Source organism: Rhizobium sp. WYJ-E13, from assembly GCF_018987265.1.
Lineage (GTDB): Bacteria > Pseudomonadota > Alphaproteobacteria > Rhizobiales > Rhizobiaceae > Rhizobium.
In genome coordinates, this window is record NZ_CP076853.1 from 2,560,464 (window position 1) to 2,583,464 (window position 23,001).

A 23,001-nucleotide genomic window follows, 5' to 3' on the forward strand; every position below is an offset into this window, starting at 1 on the left:
TATTTGGCTCATGTCCTTTCTTACGCTGACCAATATTCAGAAATCCTTCGGCCAGACTCAGGTCGTCAAGAACTTCAACATGAACATCGAGAAAGGGGAATTCGTCTCTTTCCTCGGACCGTCAGGCTGCGGCAAGACGACCGTTTTGCGCATGATCGCCGGTTTTGAGACGCCGACCGGTGGCACGCTGACGATCAATGGCAAAGACCAGAGCTCGCTGAAACCGAACCAGCGCAATATCGGCATGGTTTTTCAGGCCTATGCGCTGTTCCCCAACATGTCCGTGCATGACAACGTCGCCTTCGGCCTCAAGGTCGCGGGTGCTCCGAAGCCTGCGATCGACGCCCGCGTCAAGGAAATGCTCGGCCTGATCAAGCTCGATCACCTGGCAGACCGCTTCCCTTACCAGATGTCGGGTGGCCAGCAGCAGCGCGTAGCACTCGCCCGCGCCCTTGCCGTCAAGCCGCAGGTCCTGCTGCTCGACGAGCCGCTGTCCGCTCTCGACGCCAAGATCCGCGTTTCGCTGCGCGAGGAAATCCGCCAGATCCAGCAGTCGCTCGGCATCACCACGGTATTCGTCACGCACGACCAGGAAGAAGCGCTTTCGATCTCCGACCGCATTGTCGTCATGAACGCTGGCAAGGCAGACCAGATCGGCACGCCCTTTGAGATCTACAACACGCCGGCAACGCGCTTCGTCGCATCCTTCGTCGGCACGTTGAATCTCATCGAAGCCAAGGTTGTCGACCCCGACAGCAACCGGATCCAGATCGGTGATCAGGCTGTGACGCTGAAACAATCTGTCCAGACCTACAAGGCCGGCGATACCGTTCAGCTCGCACTCCGTCCCGAAGCCGGTTCGCTTGCCGAAAGCACACACAGCGATACGGCTCTGACCGGTCAGGTCGTCTCCGCCCACTTCCTGGGTTCTGTCATCCGAACCCGAATGAATGTCGGCGGCAACGTCATCTCCTTCGACATGTTCAACAGCCCCGGCGTCACCCCGCCGGCTGCTGGCGAAACCGTGACGCTCCGCTTCATGGCCGCCGATCTGCTCGTCATCCGCGATTGACTGGAAGAAACCGGTCTTGATGAGGGCGCCGCCGATGCGGCGCCTTTTTTCGTTATGACGAGAACATTGTCAGCAAACGTGATGAAGCCATCACGATAAAGGGCTTGAAGTGATGGGAGCCATGCCGCATGGAGCAACCATACCGATCCACGAAGTGCTCCATCATGTCATCAATCACAGCCTCCGCTCCCCGCAGCCTGACCCCCCAGGATTTTCGCACGCTTGGCCTTTCCGCCCTTGGCGGCGCGCTGGAATTCTACGATTTCATCATCTTCATCTTCTTCGCAGCCGTGATCGGCAAGCTTTTCTTCCCGCCGGAAATGCCGGACTGGCTGGTGACGCTGCAGACCTTCGGCATCTTCGCCGCCGGATATCTGGTGAGGCCGCTCGGCGGCATCGTACTGGCCCATTTCGGCGACCTCTTTGGCCGCAAGAAGGTCTTCGCCTTCTCGATCCTGCTGATGGCGCTCTCGACGCTCGGCATGGCCGCAATGCCGACCTATGCCTCGATCGGCATTGCGGCACCCATGCTTCTCATCCTGATGCGCGTCCTCCAGGGTGCGGCGATCGGCGGCGAGGTTCCGGGCGCCTGGACCTTCGTCGCCGAGCATGTACCCTTCCGCCGCGTCGGTTTTGCCTGCGGCTTCCTCTGCTCGGGCCTGACGCTCGGCATCCTCTTCGGCTCTTTCATCGCGACGATCATCAATACGGTCTTCACGCCCGACGATATCGCTGCCTATGCATGGCGCCTGCCATTCTTCATCGGCGGCATCTTTGGCCTCATCGCCGTCTATCTGCGCCGCTGGCTGCAGGAGACGCCGATCTTCTCCGAGATGAAGCAGAGCCGCTCACTGGTGCCGGAACTGCCGCTGAAGGCCGTGCTGCGCGACTATCCCCGCGGTATCGTGATCTCCATTCTGCTGACCTGGATCCTGTCCGCCGGCATCGTGGTGACAACCTTGATGACGGCGACGTTTCTGCAGAAGCAGTATGGCTATACCGCCCAGCAATCGCTAGCTGCCACGAGCTTCGGCACGCTGTTCCTGATCTTCGGCACGGCGGCAGCGGGTGCAATCGTCGATCGTGTCGGCTCAGGCCGGTTCTTCCTGGTATCGAGCATCTTCTTCGCCATCGCCACCTTCGCCTTCTACAGCTATGCCGCAGTTTCGCTGACGGTGCTCTTCATGCTCTATGCCATCATGGGCCTCGCCGTCGGCATGGTCGGCGCAGTGCCTTATGTGATGGTGCGCGCCTTCCCGGCCCGCGTCCGCTTCAGCGGCCTCTCCTTCTCCTACAATGTTTCCTATGCGATCTTCGGCGGACTGACACCGCTTGCCGTCGCCGCCCTGCTCCCGATCAACCCGATGGCACATGCCTATTATCTGCTGTTCATCGCCGCCCTTACCTTCGGCCTCGGCCTCTACCTTCTGGTCAAGGGAGACAGCATCGAGGCCGAAGTCGGCATCGAGGAACTGACAGACCGGCTGACCTCCCGAACCTGAACGTGCAACACACGCCGGACGGCCAGTCGCCCGGCTTTTTCCACAATGGGATATTTCAATGATTACCTGCTATCTGCGATACGTCATCGATCCATACAAGGTCGCCGAATTCGAGGAATACGCCCGGCTCTGGATTCCGATTGTCAACAGGATGGGCGGTACCCATCACGGCTATTTCCTGCCGTCAGAAGGCGCCAACAACATTGCGGTTGCGCTGTTTTCCTTCCCGAGCCTCGCCGCCTATGAGGACTATCGCACCCGGATGGCAAGCGACCCAGAATGCCAGGCCGCCTTCGATCTCGACAAGCGTAACCGCAGCATCATCAGCTATGAGCGCAGCTTCATGCGTCCGGTTCTCCGGTGAAGACGGCTCTATCAATTGTCTGAAATGAAAAGCCCAGCTTGGCGGGGCTTTTCATACGTAGACACAATTACCGGATCGCTTGATCGTTCGCGTCGAAGCGGTGGATATGGCTTTCGTCCGGCGTCGCATAGACGATCTCGTCGGGCTCGTATTTATGCTCACCGAAGAGACGCGCGGTCAACAGGCCGCACTGCTCGGATTCCAGATAGACGATGGTGTCAGCGCCAAGATGCTCGACATGCACAGTCTTCGCCTTCCAGGTGCCGCTGTCGCGCGAGAGCGTCAGATGCTCGGGGCGGATACCGACGGTTTTTGCATCGGCATCCCCCACCTTGTCGCCGGAAATAAAGTTCATCTGCGGCGAGCCGATGAAGCCAGCGACAAAGACATTGGCCGGGCGGTTATAGAGGTCCATCGGCGAGCCGATCTGTTCGATCGCACCGGCATTCAACACCACGATCTTGTCGGCAAGCGTCATGGCTTCGACCTGATCGTGGGTGACATAGATCATCGTCGCCTTGAGGCTGCGATGCAGGCGGGCGATCTCGAGGCGCGTCTGCACGCGCAGCGCCGCATCGAGGTTGGAAAGCGGTTCATCGAACAGGAAGAGCTCCGGCTCGCGCACGATCGCACGGCCGATCGCAACGCGCTGGCGCTGGCCACCCGAAAGTTCGGCCGGGCGGCGGGCGAGATATTGTTCCAGCGACAGCATCGAGGACGCCTCGGAGACGCGCTTTTCGATCTCGTCCTTCGCCGTACCCGCCTGCTTGAGGCCGAGGCCCATATTGTCCTTGACCGTCAGGTGCGGATAGAGCGCGTAGGACTGGAACACCATGGCGATGCCGCGCTTGGCCGGTGGCGTCAGCGTCTCGTCGCGGCCATTGATGATGACGGCACCTGATGTCACGTCTTCCAGGCCGGCGATGCTGCGCAGCAGGGTCGATTTCCCGCAGCCGGAGGGGCCGACGAAGATGACGAATTCGCCGTCCTTGACCTCGAGGTCGATGCCCTTCAGCACGTCATGCTTGCCGTAGGCCTTGCGGATGGATTTGAGTTGAAGCGATCCCACTAGTCTTTCCTTATAGTCTAACCGGTCGGCCGGTTCGCACGCTCTCGTCGGCGGCAAGACAGATGCGCAGCGAGGCTACGGCATCATCTATATGGCGGGTAAGGTCCAGATCCTCGTTGATAGCGCGCGCCACGAATGCCTGTTCCAGGTCGCAAAGCGCCTGATGACCCGGCTCGCCTTCCATGGTCATGTCCTGATCGGGACGGATGAATTTGCCGTCAGGCCCGGTCTCTGCCGTATGCAGGCGGATGACGGAAGTCTTGGTATGCGTGTCGATGTCGTCGGACTTCGCCTTCGGGTCCATGACGATCGAAACGGCGCCGTTCGGCGACATGACGTCCTTCACGAAGAAGGCCGTCTCGGAAATCATCGGCCCCCAGCCGGCCTCGTACCAGCCGACGGAACCGTCCTCGTAAAGAACCTGCAGGTGACCGTAATTGTACATATCCGGCGCGATCTCGTTCGACAGGCGCAGGCCCATGCCACGCACCTCGACCGCCCTAGCATCGGTGATCTGGCACATGACATCGACATAATGGACGCCGCAATCGACGATCGGCGAGGTCGTCTGCATCAGTGACTTATGCGTTGCCCAGGTCGGCCCGCTGGATTGCTGATTGAGGTTCATGCGGAAGACATAGGGACCACCGAGCTTCCGCGCTTCCTCGATCAGCTTGATCCAAGAGGGGTGATGGCGAAGGATATAGCCGATCACCAGCTTCTTCTTCGCTTTCTTCGCCGCTGCCACGACACGCTCCGCATCGGCAACGGTCGTTGCGAGCGGCTTTTCAACGAAGACGTCGCAGCCGGCCTCGAAGGCGGCCACCGCATAATCGGCATGGCTGTCGGAATAGGTGTTGATCGAGCAGAGATCCGGCTTCAATTCGGCAAGTGCGGCCATGAAATCCGGATGGATCGTGTACTGCTCCAGCTCCGGTGCCAGTTGCGACGGCTTGGAGCGGTTGACGAGGCCGACGATCTCGTAGTTCGGATTGTTGTGATAGGCGAGCGCATGGCTGCGGCCCATATTGCCGAGGCCGGCGACGAGGACGCGGATCGGCTTTTCGGATTGGCTCACTTGACGGCTCCCGAGGTAATGCCGCGGATCAGCTGCCGCGAGAAGATGACGTAGAGAACGAGGATCGGCAGGATCGCGAGCGACAGTGCTGCCAGAACCGCATTCCAGTTGGTGACGAACTGGCCGATGAAGATCTGCGAGCCGAGCGTCACGGTCTTGGTGGCTTCCGACGGCGCCAGGATCAGCGGAAACCATAGGTCGTTCCAGATCGGGATCATCGTGAAGACGGCGACCGTCGCCATTGCCGGCCGCACCAGCGGCAGCACGAGGCGGAAGAAGATCGCATATTCCGAAAGCCCGTCGATGCGCCCGGCATTCTTCAGGTCGTCGGACACGGTGCGCATGAATTCCGACAGGATGAAGATTGCCAGCGGTATGCCCTGCGCCGTATAGACCAGGATCAGCGCCGTCAGCGTATTGACGAGGCCGGTCGCGACCATGCCCTGCAGGATGGCGACCGTGCCGAGGCGGATCGGGATCATGATGCCGATCGCCATGTAGAGGCCAACAAGCGTATTGCCCCTGAAGCGATATTCCGACAGTGCGAAGGCGGCCATGGCCCCGAACAGCAGCACGAGGAAGATCGCCACGATCGTCACGATGAAGCTGTTCTGGAAATAGGTGGCGAAGTCACCCTGCCCCAGCACCGTCTGGTAACCAACGAGGCTGAAGGTGGACGGCGTCGGCACCTGCAGCGGCGACCGGAAGATCGAGTTGCGATCCTTGAACGAATTGATGATCGTCAGGAACACCGGGAAGATGGCAATTAGCGTGTAGCCAACCAGCGCCAGATGCACGAGGCCGGTGCGGATCGGGGATGTGCGCGCTCTGTTCGACATGGGCTCACATTCCTCAGAACTGGTAGCGGCGCATGCGCCGCTGGATGGCGAAAAGATAGAAGGAGACGCCGGCAAGGATGATCAGGAACATGACCGTTGCGATCGTCGCGCCCATGGAGCGGTCGCCGAGCTGCAGCTGGAAGCCGAAGAAGGTACGATAGAGCAGCGTGCCCAGAATATCCGTCGACATGTCGGGGCCGGCAAGCGCGCCCTGCACCGTGTAGATCAGATCGAAGGCGTTGAAATTGCCGACGAAGGTGAGGATCGAGATTATGCCGATTGCCGGCAGGACCAGCGGCAGCTTGATCTTCCAGAACTGCGCCCAGCCGGTAATGCCGTCGCATTCGGCAGCCTCGATGACTTCCTCGGGAATGCTGAGAAGGGCAGCATAGATCAGCATCATCGGGATGCCGATATATTGCCAGTTGGAGATCAGCGACACTGCGATCAGCGCAGGGCCGGACTGGCCGAGCCAGGGCGCAAAGGCCCACTTCAGGCCGACGAGGCTCATCAGCCAGGGTGCGACGCCCCAGATCGGAGAGAGGATCAGCTTCCAGATGAAACCGACGATAACGAAGGAGAGCAGCGTCGGCAGGAAGATCGCCGTCCGATAGAAGGCAACAAAGCGCAGTCGAGGCGTCGACAGCAGGGCCGCAAGCGCAATCCCGATCGGGTTCTGAACGCACATATGGATGATGAAGAAGATGACGTTGTTGCGGAGCGCATTCCAGAAGTCATGCACCCAGCGGGCATCGCCGAAAAGAACCTTGTAATTGGCGAAACCGACAAACGCCGGGGCGCCGTCGACCGTATTGTAGAAAGAAAGCCGGAGCGTTTCGATCAGCGGCAGGATCATGATCGCCGAATAGACGATGAAGGCCGGAAGAAGGAAGATTCCGATATGCCAGCGGATAGGACGCTTAATCGGTTCAGGAATTGCCGATGTCTGATCGGTCATTACTTGGCTCGCTTTTGGCTTCGTTCTCTCCCTCATCCCTGTTCACGACGGGGATCGAGCAGCGCCGCTTCAGCGGTGCGGGAGACTCTTTCACGCGAAAGACTTTGCGTGGCTAGGTTCCTGTGACATCCCCAGCCTGGCCGAGGATACGGGAACGAGGGCGGCAACCCGATTGCCGCCCTCCTCTCATGCTTTCAGCTTACTTCGCCGGCTTGTACCAGCTGTCGAGGCCCTTCTGGAGCTTTTCGGCAGCAACGGCAGGCGTATCCGTGCCATTGATGACGTTTGCCGATTCAACCCAGGTCTCGTTTTCGAGATTCGGCGTACCGCGCGACAGGATCTGATAGGTCGAGCGGACGGTCGACTTGTACGGGCCGCGCCAGGAAACGAATTCCTGAGCCAACGGATCGCTCATCTTGACCGGGTTGGAGTTCAGGCTGAAGAAGCCCGGCAGGGAGTTGGCATAGATATCGGCAAACTCAGGCGAAGCAACCCAGCTGAGAAACTTCTTGGCTTCTTCCTGGTGCGTGCTCTTGGCGTTCAGTGCAACGCCGATATCCGGATGATCGGAGATGTAGCCCTGGTCGCCAGCCTTCGGAACCGGCGGCGGGAAGGCCCCCATCTTGAACTGCGCCTGCGTGTTGAACAGCGCGATTTCCCACGAACCGGCCGGATAGATGGCGGCGCGGCCGAGCGTGAAGAGGTTCTGGCTGTCCGAATAGGTCTGGGCTTCGAAACCGTCGCCCAGATAGGGCTTCCACTTGGCAAGCTCTTCATAGGGCTTGACCCATTCGGGATCGGTCAGTTTCTGCTTGCCGGCGATCAGGGCTTCGCGGCCCTCTTCACCCTTCCAGTAGTTCGGGCCGATGTTCTGGTAGCCCATGGTTGCGGCTTCCCAGAGGTCCTTCGTGCCCATGGCGAGCGGGATGTAGGTACCGTCGGCCTTGATCTTGTCGAGGGCAGCGAAGAACTCGTCTTCCGTCTTCGGAACAGCGATGCCGAGCTTGTCGAAGGCATCCTTGTTGTAGATGAAGCCGTGGATGACCGAAGCCATCGGTACGCAGAAGGTCGACTTGCCATCGTCTGTCGACCATGCAGCCTTGGCGACCGGCGAGAAGTTTTCCATGCCGGACAGGCTGGTGATGTCGACGAGCTGCTTCTTGTTGAAGAGCTCGAGCGATGCGTCGAACGGACGGCAGGTAATGATGTCGCCTGCGGAACCGGCGTCGAGCTTGGCGTTCAGCGAAGCATTGTATTCAGTCGGAGCGGTCGGCGAGAAGACGATCTTGATGCCCGGGTTCTTGGCTTCGAAAGCCGGGATGATCTTTTCCTGCCAGATCTGCAGGTCGTCGTTACGCCAGCTTTCGACCGTGAGCGTCACGTCGGCGGCATGAACGAGGCCAGCCGACGACAGCAGGCTGGAGGCAAGCAGCAGGCTTTTCAGAGCAGTGTTTTTCATTTCCCTCTCCTGTTTTTAAGCGCCGCAAGGCGCTGTTTTCGATCTGGAACAAGCGGTTGGCGTGCCTGAGGAAACACCCAACGCCCCTTTTAGAGCCGCCAAGATTGCCGGCCCCGAAGCTCTGTCGACACGGAAGACGATTGCTTCCGGCCGGATGGTGCGCCCTCCCGATACGCTGAACCGGGCGCCTGAAAAGTAAGGGAAAGCTTGAAAGATGCCTCACACATCCGCGAGCCTTGCCAGCCCTTCGGATCACTGTCTGCACCTTTCTCGAAACCTGGCCGGCGCTGTTTTTCTTTGCCGGTTTTCACATGCCTCGATACGCTGTTCCCTTTTCCGGAATTAAGGCCAAAAAAATACCAATTGTCCAGCCGAAATTAACTTCTGAGCCCGAGAAAATTGATTAAAAAATTTTATCATATAAAATCAATAGGATAAAAACGGACAATTTCCTGATCATTTCCACTTGGTAAATGGTATTTTTTTGGTATTGTATTAAAAAACACAAGGGAACGGCGTATCCGGAGGTCCGATGACGGAACTTGCAATCGGCATAGATGGCGGTGGAACAAGCTGCCGGGCCGCAGTTGCGGACAGAATGGGCAATGTCATCGGCCACGGCAGGGCTGGCCCTGCCAATATCCTTTCCGACCTAGAAACCTCTCGCGTCAATATCGTCGAAGCCGCTCGGGCTGCCCTTCGCGATGCGGGGCTCGAAAGTGAAACCGCTTCCACCGCCTCCGCAGTCGTCGGTGTCGCCGGCGCCAACGTCGGCGACTACGGCAAGCGCATCGAAAAGGCCCTGCCCTTCAGGAATGCACGAGTCGTCACTGATGCGCTGATTTCGCTGCAGGGCGCACTCGGCGACGCCGATGGCATTGTCGGCGCTTTCGGAACCGGCTCCGTCTATAATGCGCGCCGGAACGGCAAGCTGCATGGCATCGGCGGCTGGGGCTCCATCGTCGGCGATCAGGCAAGCGGCGCCCGTCTTGGCCGCGATCTCTTGGAAAGATCCTTGCTTGCTTATGACAAGGTCCGCACTGCCTCGTCGCTGACCGATAGGCTCCTGGCCGAATACGACAACGATCCGGAACGCGTCGTCGAATTCGCCCATACGGCCCGGCCAACGGATTTTGCGCGTTACGCGCCCATGGTCTTCGAAGGCGCGCTGGCCGGCGATGCCACGGCAATCGAGATCATCAAGGATGCGGCGCGCGCCATCGACGAAAGCCTCGACGCGCTGTCCTGGCCGGAGTGCCCGTCCATCTGTCTGCTTGGCGGACTGGCGAAAGCCTATCACCCCTGGATTGCCGACCGACACAAGGCGCTGCTGTCGGAGCCGAAAGCCGACGCGCTGCGGGGCGCGGTCGATCTCGCCGTCAAACTCCTGAACCAACGGCAGAGAGGTGCGGCATGACTGACGATCTCGCCACCATCCTCTCACCTGCACGCCTTCAGGCCGGCGGCACCGGCCCGCTCTATGTGAAGCTGCGCCGCACACTGGAAGATGCCGTCCGCACCGGCACCCTCGCCCATGGCGACGCCCTGCCGCCGGAACGCGACATCGCCGAATTTGCCGCCGTCAGCCGCGTCACCGTGCGCAAGGCGATCGACGAGCTTGTGGCCGACGGCCTGCTGGTGCGCCGCCACGGCTCCGGCACCTTCGTCGCCAAGCCGGTTTCGAAGGTCGAACAGCGCCTGTCGCAGCTCACCTCCTTCACCGAGGATATGGCCCGGCGCGGCATGACCGCCCGCTCCGAATGGCTGCACAAGGGCGTCCACACGCCCTCGCCCGACGAGATGATGATCCTCGGCCTCGGCACCGACATCAAGGTCTCGCGGCTGTCGCGCCTGCGTATCGCCGACGACCAGCCCTTGGCGATCGAACATGCGAGCGTCTCGGGCGAATTCCTGCCCGACCCCTCCTCCGTGACCAACTCGCTTTATGCCGAACTGGAGCGCCGCGGCGTGCGCCCCGTCCGCGCCGTCCAGCGCATATCCGCGACCAACATGAAGGAAGCCGACGCCCAACTGCTCGGCGTGCCCGTCGGTCAGGCCGGGCTTTCGATCGAGCGCATCTCCTATCTCGGCTCCGGCCGCGCGGTGGAATTCACCCGCTCCCTCTATCGCGGCGATGCCTATGACTTCGTCGCCGAACTGACGATCGGGGCAACGTAAGCCTTACCAGAAGCGGGCGATCCAAAGCTCATTGCCGCCAAGTTCGTCGAAGACGACGTCGGCGGAGATGATGGGTATTCCATTCTGCATGGCAGTGGCCGCAAGCAGCCGATCGAAGGGATCGCGATGGTGCCAGTCCATAACGGCGGCTGTCAGACATATGTCCGGCGTCAACGCGGCAATGATACCGCCCTGCTCCTGCAAAAGATCTGCGAGCCGCTCGATGAAAGGTTCCATCTCTGGCCACTTGCCGAGACGAACCTTCTGGCCGATCTCAAACAGAGATAGGGGGCTGACGAAAATAGTCTCGGCCTTTTCGATCATGGCAATCGCCTTGGTCGAGAGACGATCGTCGCCGGTCAGCGACCATGCCCAGGCATGCGTATCGAGCAGAAGCGTATTCACTCAGCCCCTTCCCAGGATGCGAGTTCTTCTTCATCCAATGGCTCGAAGAAGTCAGGCCCCTTACCACCGACTTGCCCCTTCAACAGGCCGATCTTGAAGGTTGCTTGGCCGATCGGCACGATCTTCACGACAGGCTTGCGCCCCTTGGCGATCACAACTTCCTCACCGGAAAGGGCGGCGTCAATCAACTTCGACAGGTTGGTCTTGGCGGCATGAATGGTAACTTGCATGACTGCCCTCATTAGCTAACTTAGCTAAATATACCATCTTGACCTCCAAGCTGAAAGGCCCTGAAGGCAGGGAATTATGAGGCACATCAAAAAGATAAAGCCGAAACATGAATCACGTTCCGGCTTTTTCATTAATTGAATCAATCACTCAGCCAGCCACCTCAAGCAACTGGAAAGACTCGACAATCAAGCCGCGTCTTCGATGTCCTCATCGGCCCTGCGCGGCACGTAGTTGAGCACCGGCCCAAGCCAGCGCTCGACCTCGGATGTCTCCATGCCCTTACGCTTAGCGTAATCTTCGACCTGATCGCGCTCCACCTTGGCGACGCCGAAATAGTAGGAGTCGGGATGGCCGATATAGATGCCGGACACCGACGAGCCGGGCCACATCGCATAGCTCTCCGTCAGCTTCACGCCGGCGGTGTTCTCCGCATTGAGAAGACCGAACAAGGTCTTCTTCTCGGTGTGATCAGGCTGGGCCGGGTAACCAGGTGCCGGGCGGATACCGGCATAGGCCTCGGTAATGAGATCCTCGTTGGAGAGATGCTCGTCCTTGGCATAGCCCCAATATTCGCGGCGCACCCGCTCATGCATGCGTTCGGCGAAGGCTTCGGCGAAGCGGTCGGCAAGCGCCTTCACGAGGATCGAGGAATAATCGTCGTTCGAACGCTCGAAACGTTCGGCGATGGCGATCTCCTCGAAGCCGGCCGTTACCACGAAGCCGCCGACATAGTCCTGCACACCGCTATCAACAGGTGCCACGAAGTCCGACAACGCCACGTTCGGGCGGCCGTCGCGCTTCGAAAGCTGCTGGCGCAGCGTGTAGAACGTCGCCAACTCTTGCCTGCGCGCATCGTCCTTGAAGAGGCGGATATCGTCGCCAACGGTGCCTGCCGGCCAGAAGCCGATGACGGCGCGCGGGCGGAACCACTTCTCGTCGATGATCTTCTTCAGCATAGCCTGGGCGTCGTTCCAGAGCGCACGGGCGGCTTCGCCCTGCTTCTCGTCCTCGAGGATTGCCGGATAGCGGCCGCGCAGTTCCCAGGTCTGGAAGAACGGCGTCCAGTCGATGTATTTGGCAAGCTCTGCGAGATCGTAGTCTTCGAACACCTTGGTACCGAGGAAGCTCGGCTTGGTCGGCTTGTAGGCCGCCCAGTCGACCTTCTGCGCATTCTCGCGGGCTCGGGCGAGCGGCAGGCGCACCTTCTCCGCTTCGCTGCGCGCATGCGCGGCAGCGACCTTGGCATATTCGGCCCTGATGTCATCGATATAGGTCTGACGCCCCTCGGGCGAGAGCAGCGAGGAGACGACGCCAACGGCACGGCTGGCATCCGTCACATAGATCGACTGGCCCTTGTTGTAGCCCGGATGGATCTTGACGGCCGTATGCACGCGGCTGGTCGTTGCCCCACCGATCAATAGCGGAATGTCGAAGCCCTGGCGTTCCATCTCGGCAGCCACATGCACCATCTCATCCAACGACGGCGTGATGAGCCCCGAGAGGCCGATGACATCGACATTCTCGGCAACAGCCGTTTCGAGGATCTTCGTTGCCGGCACCATGACGCCGAGGTCGATGATCTCGTAATTGTTGCAGGCGAGCACGACGCCGACGATGTTCTTGCCGATATCGTGCACGTCGCCCTTGACGGTCGCCATCAGGATCTTACCGGCAGACTTGCGTTCCTCACCGCCATTCTGGCGCTTCTCCTCCTCCATGTAAGGAAGGAGAACGGCAACGGCCTGCTTCATGACGCGTGCGGACTTCACCACCTGCGGCAGGAACATCTTGCCCGAGCCGAAGAGGTCGCCGACCACGTTCATGCCAGCCATCAGCGGGCCTTCGATGACATGCAGCGGGCGCGCGGCCTGCTGGCGGGCTTCCTCGGTATCGGCCTCGATATATTCGGTAATGCCGTTGACCAGCGCATGCTCGAGACGCTTCTCGACGCTCCATTCCCGCCAGGAGAGATCCTGCGCCTTGGCTTCCTTGCCGGCAGCACCCCGGAAACGTTCGGCCACATCGAGCAGCCGCTCGGTCGCATCGGCGCGGCGGTTCAGCACCACGTCTTCGCAGGCCTCGCGCAGTTCCGGGTCGATCTGGTCATAGACGGCCAGCTGGCCGGCATTCACGATGCCCATGTCCATACCCGCCTGGATGGCGTGGTAGAGGAACACGGCATGCATCGCCTCACGCACCGGCTCGTTGCCGCGGAAGGAGAAGGAGAGGTTCGAGACGCCGCCGGAGATATGGACGAGTGGCATGGTCTTGCGGATCGTGCGCGTCGCCTCGATGAAGTCGACGCCGTAGTTGTTGTGCTCCTCGATCCCCGTCGCGACCGCGAAGATATTCGGGTCGAAGATGATATCTTCGGGCGGGAAGCCGACCTTTTCCGTCAAAAGCTTGTAGGCGCGTGTGCAGATCTCGACCTTGCGGTCATAGCTGTCGGCCTGTCCCGTCTCGTCGAAAGCCATGACGACGACGGCAGCGCCGTAATTATGCACCAACCGCGCCTGGGCGAGAAAATTCTCCTCGCCTTCCTTCAGCGAGATCGAGTTGACGATCGCCTTGCCCTGCACCCGCTTCAGGCCGGATTCGATAATCGAGAATTTCGACGAGTCGATCATCACGGGCACACGGGCGATATCCGGCTCGGCAGCGATCAGGTTCAGGAACTCGACCATTGCCTTTTCGGAATCGATCAGGCCTTCGTCCATGTTGATGTCGATCACCTGGGCGCCGTTCTCGACCTGGTCGCGGGCAACGTCGAGGGCTGCCGTGAAATCGGCATTGGTGATCAGCTTGCGGAACTTGGCCGAACCGGTGACGTTGGTGCGCTCGCCGACATTGACGAAGGGGATGTCCTTGGTCAGTTCGAAGGGTTCGAGGCCGGAGAGCGACATGAAGGGGCGATGCTCGGGGATCGGCCGCGGCTTGTACTTGGCAACCGTCTCGGCAATGACACGGATATGCTCGGGCGTGGAGCCGCAGCAGCCGCCGACGATATTGACAAGGCCTTCGCGGGCAAAACTGTCGATCTGCGCCGCCATCAGTTCCGGCGTCTCGTCATACTGGCCGAATTCGTTCGGCAGACCGGCATTCGGATAGGCGCAGATGAAGGTATCGGCAACGCCCGAAAGCTCCTGCAGATGCGGACGCATCGCATTGGCGCCAAGCGCGCAGTTGAGGCCGATCGTGAAGGGATTGGCATGACGCACCGAATTCCAGAAGGCAGTCGGCGTCTGGCCGGAGAGCGTACGGCCAGAGAGGTCAGTGATCGTGCCCGAGATCATCACCGGCAGGCGAATGCCCTTGGCTGCAAAGCGCTCCTCGCAGGCGAAGATCGCAGCCTTCGCATTCAGCGTGTCGAAGATCGTCTCGATGAGGATGATATCGGCGCCGCCATCGATCAGGCCGTCGATCTGCTCGGCATAGGCATCACGCAGGTCATCGAAGGTAACGGCGCGGAAGCCAGGATTGTTGACGTCGGGCGAGATGGAGGCCGTGCGGTTGGTCGGGCCGATGGCACCGGCCACGAAGCGGCGCCTGCCGTCTTCACGCTCGGCGCGCTGCGCGGCGCGGCGCACGATTTCGGCACCTTCCTTGTTCAGCGCATAGACCTCACCTTCCATCTGGTAATCGGCCTGCGCGATGCGGGTCGAAGAAAAGGTGTTGGTCTCGAGGATATCGGCGCCGGCCTTGGCGTATTTATAATGGATTTCCTCGATCGCATCAGGCTGCGACAGGATCAAGAGGTCGTTATTGCCCTTCTGATGGCAGGCGCAGCCGATAAAACGCGAGCCGCGGAAATGGTCCTCATCGAAGCCCAGACCCTGGATCTGCGTACCCATGGCGCCGTCAAGAACGAGGATGCGTTCGCTGGCGGCTTTCTTAAGCGCCGCGAATACTTCACTGCCGTCACGCTTGCCCCCTTCGGGACCAAAAAGACTATCAAACACGGGAAGGCTCCTTGACGTCATAAGATCAGAAACGACAAATCACATAAAGATATCTTTATGTCAACATATGCCTATCGCTTTAGGCCGTTGCAAGCCTTGGCGGATGACAGACTCGCCCAGCCCCTATATAGGCGTTCTCCTAAAGGCATTGTGCACGAATTCGGAGGAGTATCATGGCACCTGCACTCGGCAACTGGTCCACCCGCGCCTATCATCGCGGCTGGCTGCTCTCGCAGGCCAACGGCCTCTTCGATTTCTTCCAGCACAATTCCATCAATCCCAAGTGTGGTTTCTACGACCTCGACGACGCCGGCAAGCCGCTGAACGCCGCAGGCCAGGTGCGCCCGCTCCATATCGCCTCGCGCGCCGTGCACTGCTTCTCGATCGGCACGCTTCTCGGCCGCCCGGGTGCCGCCGATGTGGTCGACCACGGCATGAACTACATCTGGAACCACCATCGCGACCGGAACAACGGCGGTTACTTCTGGTCGCTGGATAACGACGGTCCTGTCGATTCCAACAAACAGGGCTACGGCCACGCCTTCGTGCTACTCGCCGCCTCCTCGGCAAAAACGATCGACCATCCGCTCGCTGACGGCATGCTCGCCGATATCACCGAGGTCCTGAACAACAGGTTCTGGGAAGCCAAGCACGGCGCGATTGCTGAGGAATTCACTGCCGACTGGCATCCGCTCGATGGTGGCGCCTATCGCGGCCAGAACTCAAATATGCACCTCACCGAAGCGCTTATGGCCGCCTTCGAAGCGACCGGCAACCGGGACTATCTCACGAAAGCAGAAAGCATCGCCGATCTCGTTATCCGCCGTTCGGCGGGCTCCGTCGACTGGCGCGTCGCCGAACATTTCGATGCCGAATGGAACCTCGATAAGGATTACTATCATCCGAACGAAATGTTCCGCCCGGCCGGCACGACGCCGGGCCACTGGCTGGAATGGACCCGCCTGATCCTGCAACTCTGGGCGCTCGGCGGCAAGAAGATCGACTGGATGCCGGATGCGGCAAAAGCCCTCTTCGAACAATCCATGGTACTCGGCTGGGACAACGACAAGGGCGGCTTCTTCTATACGCTCGACTGGGCAGACAAGCCGGCCAAGCGCAACAAGCTCTGGTGGCCGGCCTGCGAGGGTGCTGCTGCTGCGCACTTCCTCAACGAACACCTGCCGAGCGATTATCACGAAGAATGCTACCGCAAGATCTGGAACGTGATCGAGCGCAGCTTCATCGACCACAAAAACGGCGGCTGGCACGAAGAACTGACGGAAGATCTCGTGCCCTCACACTCGCTCTTCCCCGGCAAGGGCGACATCTACCACGCCCTGCAGGCCTGCCTTATCCCGCTCTTCCCGGCAACGGGCAGTCTTACCAAGGGCATCGTGGAAGCCGGCGGCAAGCTCTGAGACAAAAGCCTCAGTAGCCAGGCATGACCGGCGGCGGTGCATTCGGATTCTGCTGGAACCACTGCACCTCAGCGCTCGCGTCATCAAGTTCGTCCTCAACGTCGCGCTGCTCTCTACGAATGCGGCGCATATCGTCTTCGAGATCGTCCATCCGCCGGCGGATATCATGCCGGTCCGCATCGGGCGCATCCTTGAGCTTGCGCGACAGGTCGTCGATCTCGGCTTCCTTCGATCCGTAATCGCTCTGCAGCGAGCTTAGCCGTGATTGCAGCGAATGCTGGCGGTTCCCGAGCGTATAGCCGCGCAGGAAGTCTGCAGCCGTCGCCGGTGGGCAGACATTGGAGTAGCCGTGGCCCGCCTGCCCGTGCATCAGACCGCTCATCGGCGTGCAATAGCGCACGAGACCGGCCTGATAGCCCTGATACCAGATGGTCTGGTCGGGCACGATCTTCACCCGCTCGCAGGATTTGGCATGCGCGGCAAAACGCTCCTGCGGCTCGTATCCGGCAGCGCCGTCGGATTCACCAATCACCCGCCAGTCGGCGGCGAGGCATTCTTCCTTTGAAAGCGTATTGCAGGAAACAAGGAGAAGGCTGAAACCAATGGCAGCAAAGGCAAAGAGCAAACGTAACATGATGTCCCGCAAGTCACAAAACAGGGCGCACCTTAACGTCAGGAAATAAAGCCGTCACCGGGAACGGATCGCGATCTTGCGCTTTTCGTGGCTTTTATTTGTCAGAAATGCGGCAGAATTCACGCCAGCCGCAGCATATCGAGATCCTTCGCCAGGATAAGCGCCAAGGCTTCGACTGCGAGGTTGTGATCGTCCCGCTGCGGCAGGCCTGATACGGTGACGGCGCCGATGCAGCCGGTGCCCCTGACATTGATTGGGAAACTGCCGCCATGCGGCGCATAGTCGGCGCCGGAAAGACCGTTGTCCTCGACCGTCTTGCCTTCCTTCTGCAGCTTGAGGCCGGAAGCGTAGCTGCTGCGGAAATAGCGGAAGACCATGTTGCGCTTGCGGCGCACCCAGTTGACATTGTCAGGCGTCACACCCGGCAAGGCCGCGTAGAAGACCGGCATGGAATGCAGCGTGATATCGATTGCGATGCCGAGGCCGCGTTCGGTGGCCAGTTCCTGCAAGAGCTTGCCGAGCTGCCATGCCGTCGTCAGATCGAAGGCGTCGAAGCTCAGTGCCTTTTCCTGCTCCGCGATACGGATCAGATCCTCGTCGATCGACATGGTACGGCTCTCCTCCAACGTGATAATCGGCTGCGACAATTCTCACGCGAGGGGGAAAAGTAAAGTCAAAACTTGGCGCTATGCACCATTGCGAGTTTTCGCACTACGTTCAGCCGGCTGCCCGGATCGGCGCAAAACCGCTCATCGCACCCGTGAAATGTTTGGGCAGCGGAGAGGCATAGGAACCGCGCTTGCTGGTCGAAAGGCCGAGCGAGACCAGCGCTTCCGCCTGCTTCACGGCAGCCGCGACCCCATCGATGACAGGCACGCCGTAGATATCCTGCAGCTCACGCGCCAGATCCGTCATGCCGGCGCAGCCGAGCACGATCGCCTCAGCACCATCTTCCGAAAGCGCCCGTTCGATTTCCGCTTTCAGCTTACCGATCGCTCCCGATCCAGCATCTTCCAGTTCCAGCACCGGAATATCCGATGCCCTCACCTTCGCACGACCACCCATGCCGTAACGACGCACGAGATTATCGATCAGCACCCGGGACCGCTCCAGCGTCGTCACCACCGTGAAGCGCTGGGCAAGGAAGCCTGCTGTCGCGACAGCGGATTCGCAGAGCCCGAGAACGGGCACGTCAGCGAAGGTGCGCGCGGCATCGAGCCCGGTATCGTCGAAACAGGCGACGATCGCCGCATCGTAGCCGGCCTCCTGCCGCTCTTTCAGTTCCGTCAGCAGACCGGGAATGGCGAGCGCCCCGTCGTAGTGCCCCTCGATGGAAACAGGCCCCATGCGTGAGGTCGCGGCAATGATGTCGGTGCCGGCGGCAGCGACCGCACGAGCGGCAGTTGCCGCCTTCTCGGTCATGGAAGCGGTGGTATTGGGATTGACGATCAATATGCGCATGTCAGCGGGTCTTTGCCTGCCGCCGGCCGAGCATCATCATGATGCCCAACGCGACGAGAATGATGGTGAAGGAGAAGAGCGTCGTGACCGTGCCGAGCGCATAGAGCACCGGCGTCGTGACGTTCGTGGTCATGCCGTAGATTTCGAGCGGCAGCGTGTTGTAGGTGCCTGACGTCATCAGGGTGCGGGCGAATTCGTCATAGGAAAGCGTGAAGCCGAAGAGACCGACGCCGATCAGGCTCGGCGCAATCATCGGCAGAACGACATGCCGGAACGTCTGCCAGGAGGTCGCCCCGAGATCGCGCGCCGCCTCCTCGTATGCCGGCGAGAAGCGATTGAAGACGGCGAACATGATCAGCACGCCGAAGGGGAGCGTCCAGGTCAGATGCGCACCGAAGGCCGAGGAATACCATGCCGGCCGCAAACCGCCTTGCTGGAAGACGACGCCGATACCAAGCGAGATGATGATCGAGGGCACGACGAGGCTTGCGACTGTCGCATAAAACAGCACCGATGAGCCGCGAAACCGCCGGCGGAAGGCAAGGCCGGCCATCAGCGAAACCACGACGGTCACGATCATCACCATCAGGCCGAGAATGAAGGAGCGCTGGAAGGACGCCCCGAAATCGCCGACCGCCTGCTTCTCGAAGAGATTGAAGAACCAGTGCGTCGAGACGCCGTTCAGCGGGAAGGTCAGGCCGCCATCCGGTCCCTGGAAGGAGAGGATGACAATTGCCGAGAGCGGCCCGTAGAGAAAGAGCACGAATACAGCGAAGAAGAGTGCCAGCACATAGAATTGGAAGGAGCGTTTTTCGCGATTCATCTCAGAGCTCCCTGCGGATATCGACGACGCGCAGAATCGCGGCGACCATCGTCAGCACCACTGCCAGCAGCACGACCGCATTGGCGGCAGCGGCCGGATATTGCAGCAACGACATCTGGTTCTTCATCATCAGCGCCACCGAAGCACTCTGCCCGCCCGACATGACCTGCACGGTGGAAAAATCCGCCATGACAAGCGTGACAACGAAGATCGTGCCGATCGCCATGCCAGGCTTGGCAAGCGGGATCACCACATTCCACAAAACCTGCCAGCCGGAAGCACCGGCATCGCGCGCCGCTTCGAAGAGCGAACGGTCGATGCGCATCAGCGTATTGAAGATCGGTGTCACCATGAACAGCGTATAGAGATGCACCATGGCGAGCACCACGGCGAAATCCGAATAGAGCAGCCATTCCACCGGCTGCGGTACAATGCCCATCTGCACCAGCGCCGAATTGACGAGACCGTTACGCCCGAGCACCGGGATCCACGAGATCATGCGGATGATGTTCGATGTCATGAAGGGCACGGTGCAAACGAGGAAGAGGATCATCTGCGTCGAGGTCTTGCGGATATGGAAGGCCAGGAAATAGGCGACCCAGAAGCCGATGAAGAGCGTCAGCGCCCAGACGATGACGGTGAATTTCAGCGTGTTGAGATAGGTTTTCCACGTCACCCATGAACCGAGCGTCTCGGTATAGTTCATGGTCAGGAAATCGGGATAGAGACCGGCGAAATCATAATCCCAGAAACTGACGACCGCGATCATGGCGATCGGCAGGATGAAGAAGAAGCCGAGGATGGCGATCAGCGGCGTGGCCTGCAGATAGGAGATCGCCCATGGCGCAAGCCGGAAGGCGCGTTTGGGCGTCTCCGCTGCCGGTATCGTCTGCTCTGAAGCGATCGTGGCCATGTCTGGTCCTTTCGTTCATCAAGGAAGAAAGGAGAGGTCGTCAAAGACCCCTCCCCAACCCTCCCCACGAGGGGAGGAAAAGCGGCAAACGCCGACGTGCCTCAGGCGGCGATGAATTCGTTCCAGCGGCGGACCATGTAGCGGTCTTCATCCATGACGGAATTCCAGCATGCCACATGACCCATGCGCTCTTCGAACGAACCACCATCGCGAACAGCGCCGGCCTTTTCCATGACCTTGCCTTCCGGCGAAAGGATATCACCCTGCGCCGCCTTGCCTTCGATCCAGTAGCCCCATTCGTCTGCCGTCATGAAGTTCTTGGCGGTATCCATGCAAGCGGAGTAGTAGCCCTGACGGTTGAGATAGCCGCCGACCCAGCCAGAGGTGTACCAATTGATATATTCGTAGGCGGCGTCGAGCTGCGCGCCCTTGAGGTGCGCGGCGAGGCCGAGACCGCCACCCCATGAACGATAGCCTTCCTTGAGCGGCTGATATTTGCAGGCAATACCCTTGGAGCGGACGGCGGCGACGGCCGGCGACCACATGGACTGGATGACAACCTCGCCCGATGCCATCAGGTTGACCGACTCGTCGAAGCTCTTCCAGAAGGCGCGGAATTGGCCGTCCTGCTTTGCCTTGATCAGGAACTCGATCGTCTTGTCGATCTCCGCCTTGGTCATGTTGCCCTTGTCGGCATATTTGATGTTGCCCAGAGCTTCCATGATCATCGCGGCATCCATGATGCCGATCGACGGGATGTTGAGGATCGAGGTCTTGCCCTTGAACTTCGGATCCATGATATCAGCCCAGGTGGTGATCTCGCGGCCGACGAGGTCGGGACGAATGCCGAGCGTATCAGCATTGTAGATCGTCGGCATCATGGTGAAGAGCTCGGTCTCCCCCTTGGCGAAAGTCTTGGCATCCTTGCTTTCGACGTAGCCAACGGTGTGCGGTGCCGTGCCCTGGGCAATGACGCTGTCTGGCTTCAGCTTGCCGTTCTTGAAGAGCGGCACGACCTGGTCGTAATATTTCAGCTTCTTCACATCCATCGGCTGGATGACGCCGGCCGGATAGACCTTTTTCAGGATCCAGTATTCGATATCGGCAATGTCGTAGCTGTCAGGCTGGGTGACGGCGCGCTGGGCAGCGGCGTCGGAATCGGTCGCCGTCATCTCCAGCGTGATACCGAGATCGGCTTTGCACTTCTCGGCGATCGCATTGATGTTCGAAACGCCGGTACCGAACTGACGAAGCGTGATGTTCGTCTGCGCCCAGATGGTCGGGAAGCCGGTGATGGCGCCCGAGCCGGCAATGGCGCCGACGGCGGCAGCACCCGTCTTCAGAAGCGAGCGGCGGGAAATACCCTTTTCCGCTTTCGTCGTGGTTTTCGTTTCAGTCGTCATGGCAGTTCCCCTTTTTTGATGCTGAAGGTCACGCGGAAACGCGGCCGAGGAGGACGGCATCCTCCAGAGCCCAACTCAGAGACACCGCATCGCCGACCGAGACCGGCTTTGCGAAATAGTCGCTGTCACTTGCGATGACGGTGAAGTCGTCGCTGCCGGCTCCGAACACGGTGATCTTCACCGAGGAGCCGCGATATTCGATGTTGGAGACGATACCGTTGAAACCGAGGGTCCATTCGGTCGCCACTTGGAGGCGCACGCGGTCGGTGCGGATGCCGATATCGATGGGCTCGCCGATCTCCCTGCCAGTCCCGCGCACGGAAAAGCTCTGCCCCTCCGGCACCTGCATCACGACAACGCCGTTCTCGCTCGATGTCACCCGGCCGGAAAGCACGTTATGATCGCCCATGAAACGCGCAACGAAGGCGGTTGCCGGCTTCTCGAAAACGTCGCGCGGTGCAGCGGCCTGTTCGATGCGCCCGTCATTCATGATGACGATCAGGTCGGCGAGCGCCATCGCCTCTTCCTGGCTGTGCGTCACATGCACGAACGTGATGCCGAGCGTCTTTTGCAGCTTCTTCAGCTCCGCCCGCATGCGGATCTTCAGGAACGGGTCGAGCGCGGAGAGCGGCTCGTCGAGCAGCAAAGCTTCCGGATCGGTAATCAGCGCACGCGCCAGCGCCACGCGCTGCTGCTGGCCGCCCGAAAGCTGCGCCGGCCGGCGGGATGCATAGGCATCCATCTGCATCAGCTTCAGCATGTCGAGCGCCTTGGCGCGACGCTCTTCCTTGTCGACACCCTTCATCTTCAGGCTGAAAGCAACATTGTCGATAAGGTCGAGATGGGGAAACAGCGCGTAGGACTGGAACATCATCGCCGTGCCGCGCTTTGCCGGCGGGAAATCGGTGACGACGACATTGCCGAGGCGGACATCGCCCGATGAAATGGTCTCGTGACCGGCGATCATGCGCAGCGTCGAGGTCTTGCCGCAGCCTGAAGGACCCAGGAAGCAGCAATAGGAACCTGCCGGGATTTTAAGGCTGATGGCATGCACTGCGGTGGTCGCGCCATAGACCTTGGAAACGGATGCTATATCGATCTCTGCCGCTTTCGACATCGTGTCTTCCTCTGTTCGAGAAAGACGATGCATCTGCCGTGCCAATTTGCCGGGCGCATTCCAAACCCTTACAAATCATGAATTTTTCATGACATAATGCGCCCTGACGAAAGAGCGG

21 protein-coding genes are annotated in these 23,001 nt (G+C 60.0%); 6 read left to right on the forward strand and 15 right to left on the reverse strand.

Annotated elements, in window-relative coordinates:
• The first annotated feature begins 10 nt into the window (after positions 1 to 10).
• The 3 genes from KQ933_RS12905 (at position 11) to KQ933_RS12915 (ending at position 2,938) form a co-directional block, all read left to right on the forward strand.
• Positions 11 to 1,072 (forward strand): ABC transporter ATP-binding protein, encoded by a 1,062-nt coding sequence (locus tag KQ933_RS12905; RefSeq protein WP_216755257.1) that lies wholly within the window; start codon positions 11 to 13, stop codon positions 1,070 to 1,072.
• A gap of 164 nt (positions 1,073 to 1,236) precedes the next feature.
• Complete coding sequence (locus KQ933_RS12910) at positions 1,237 to 2,574, forward strand: MFS transporter (protein ID WP_216755258.1); 1,338 nt, start codon at positions 1,237 to 1,239, stop codon at positions 2,572 to 2,574.
• Between the two features lie 58 nt (positions 2,575 to 2,632).
• The gene (locus KQ933_RS12915; protein ID WP_216755259.1) at positions 2,633 to 2,938 is read left to right on the forward strand and encodes an NIPSNAP family protein; all 306 of its coding nucleotides are present in this window, start codon (positions 2,633 to 2,635) and stop codon (positions 2,936 to 2,938) included.
• Between the two features lie 67 nt (positions 2,939 to 3,005).
• Here KQ933_RS12915 and KQ933_RS12920 read toward each other — a convergent pair whose 3' ends face one another.
• The 5 genes from KQ933_RS12920 to KQ933_RS12940 all read right to left on the reverse strand — a co-directional run bounded on the left by KQ933_RS12920 (position 3,006) and on the right by KQ933_RS12940 (position 8,341).
• The gene (locus KQ933_RS12920) at positions 3,006 to 4,007 is read right to left on the reverse strand and encodes an ABC transporter ATP-binding protein (protein WP_216755260.1); all 1,002 of its coding nucleotides are present in this window, start codon (positions 4,005 to 4,007) and stop codon (positions 3,006 to 3,008) included.
• Between the two features lie 10 nt (positions 4,008 to 4,017).
• Positions 4,018 to 5,034 (reverse strand): Gfo/Idh/MocA family protein, encoded by a 1,017-nt coding sequence (locus KQ933_RS12925; RefSeq protein ID WP_253958329.1) that lies wholly within the window; start codon positions 5,032 to 5,034, stop codon positions 4,018 to 4,020.
• A gap of 47 nt (positions 5,035 to 5,081) precedes the next feature.
• Entirely contained in the window at positions 5,082 to 5,924 is an 843-nt protein-coding gene (locus KQ933_RS12930; protein WP_183731225.1) for a carbohydrate ABC transporter permease, read from the reverse strand.
• 13 nt (positions 5,925 to 5,937) lie between these two features.
• On the reverse strand, positions 5,938 to 6,882 hold the full coding sequence (locus KQ933_RS12935; RefSeq protein WP_216755262.1) for a carbohydrate ABC transporter permease: 945 nt from the start codon (positions 6,880 to 6,882) through the stop codon (positions 5,938 to 5,940).
• Positions 6,883 to 7,081: 199 nt separating this feature from the next.
• Positions 7,082 to 8,341: an ABC transporter substrate-binding protein gene (locus tag KQ933_RS12940; protein WP_216755263.1), complete on the reverse strand. Its 1,260-nt coding sequence runs from the start codon at positions 8,339 to 8,341 to the stop codon at positions 7,082 to 7,084.
• 532 nt (positions 8,342 to 8,873) lie between these two features.
• Between KQ933_RS12940 and KQ933_RS12945 the strand changes: the two genes are divergently transcribed.
• A complete protein-coding gene (locus tag KQ933_RS12945; protein WP_216755264.1) occupies positions 8,874 to 9,758 on the forward strand; it encodes an N-acetylglucosamine kinase in 885 nt (294 codons plus the stop codon).
• On the forward strand, positions 9,755 to 10,519 hold the full coding sequence (locus KQ933_RS12950; RefSeq protein ID WP_216755265.1) for a GntR family transcriptional regulator: 765 nt from the start codon (positions 9,755 to 9,757) through the stop codon (positions 10,517 to 10,519). The genes KQ933_RS12945 and KQ933_RS12950 overlap by 4 nt, the downstream gene beginning before the upstream one ends.
• Positions 10,520 to 10,522: 3 nt before the next feature.
• Here KQ933_RS12950 and KQ933_RS12955 read toward each other — a convergent pair whose 3' ends face one another.
• From KQ933_RS12955 to metH, 3 genes are all read right to left on the reverse strand, one after another.
• A complete protein-coding gene (locus tag KQ933_RS12955; RefSeq protein ID WP_216755266.1) occupies positions 10,523 to 10,924 on the reverse strand; it encodes a type II toxin-antitoxin system VapC family toxin in 402 nt (133 codons plus the stop codon).
• Positions 10,921 to 11,154, reverse strand: a complete 234-nt coding sequence (locus tag KQ933_RS12960; protein ID WP_216755267.1) for a type II toxin-antitoxin system Phd/YefM family antitoxin — start codon at positions 11,152 to 11,154, stop codon at positions 10,921 to 10,923. Before KQ933_RS12960 ends, KQ933_RS12955 begins: the two co-directional genes overlap by 4 nt.
• A 186-nt stretch (positions 11,155 to 11,340) precedes the next feature.
• The gene (gene metH / locus KQ933_RS12965; protein ID WP_216755268.1) at positions 11,341 to 15,114 is read right to left on the reverse strand and encodes a methionine synthase; all 3,774 of its coding nucleotides are present in this window, start codon (positions 15,112 to 15,114) and stop codon (positions 11,341 to 11,343) included.
• A 173-nt stretch (positions 15,115 to 15,287) separates the two neighbouring features.
• Here metH and KQ933_RS12970 point away from each other — a divergent pair, with 173 nt between their 5' ends.
• Positions 15,288 to 16,532 carry an AGE family epimerase/isomerase gene (locus tag KQ933_RS12970; protein WP_216755269.1) on the forward strand — a complete coding sequence of 415 codons (1,245 nt, stop codon included), beginning with the start codon at positions 15,288 to 15,290 and terminating at the stop codon, positions 16,530 to 16,532.
• Between the two features lie 10 nt (positions 16,533 to 16,542).
• Here KQ933_RS12970 and KQ933_RS12975 read toward each other — a convergent pair whose 3' ends face one another.
• The 7 genes from KQ933_RS12975 to KQ933_RS13005 form a co-directional block, all read right to left on the reverse strand.
• Positions 16,543 to 17,166 (reverse strand): DUF2799 domain-containing protein, encoded by a 624-nt coding sequence (locus tag KQ933_RS12975; RefSeq protein WP_216755270.1) that lies wholly within the window; start codon positions 17,164 to 17,166, stop codon positions 16,543 to 16,545.
• 119 nt (positions 17,167 to 17,285) lie between these two features.
• Positions 17,286 to 17,774, reverse strand: a complete 489-nt coding sequence (locus KQ933_RS12980; protein WP_216755271.1) for a heme-degrading domain-containing protein — start codon at positions 17,772 to 17,774, stop codon at positions 17,286 to 17,288.
• 109 nt (positions 17,775 to 17,883) lie between these two features.
• A complete protein-coding gene (locus KQ933_RS12985) occupies positions 17,884 to 18,627 on the reverse strand; it encodes an aspartate/glutamate racemase family protein (RefSeq protein ID WP_216755272.1) in 744 nt (247 codons plus the stop codon).
• Position 18,628: 1 nt separating this feature from the next.
• Positions 18,629 to 19,450 carry an ABC transporter permease gene (locus tag KQ933_RS12990; protein WP_216755273.1) on the reverse strand — a complete coding sequence of 274 codons (822 nt, stop codon included), beginning with the start codon at positions 19,448 to 19,450 and terminating at the stop codon, positions 18,629 to 18,631.
• Position 19,451: 1 nt separating this feature from the next.
• Positions 19,452 to 20,363 carry an ABC transporter permease gene (locus tag KQ933_RS12995; protein ID WP_216755274.1) on the reverse strand — a complete coding sequence of 304 codons (912 nt, stop codon included), beginning with the start codon at positions 20,361 to 20,363 and terminating at the stop codon, positions 19,452 to 19,454.
• 101 nt (positions 20,364 to 20,464) lie between these two features.
• Positions 20,465 to 21,766, reverse strand: a complete 1,302-nt coding sequence (locus KQ933_RS13000) for a PotD/PotF family extracellular solute-binding protein (RefSeq protein WP_183731266.1) — start codon at positions 21,764 to 21,766, stop codon at positions 20,465 to 20,467.
• 28 nt (positions 21,767 to 21,794) lie between these two features.
• Positions 21,795 to 22,883, reverse strand: a complete 1,089-nt coding sequence (locus tag KQ933_RS13005) for an ABC transporter ATP-binding protein (protein WP_216755275.1) — start codon at positions 22,881 to 22,883, stop codon at positions 21,795 to 21,797.
• Positions 22,884 to 23,001 lie beyond the last annotated feature (118 nt).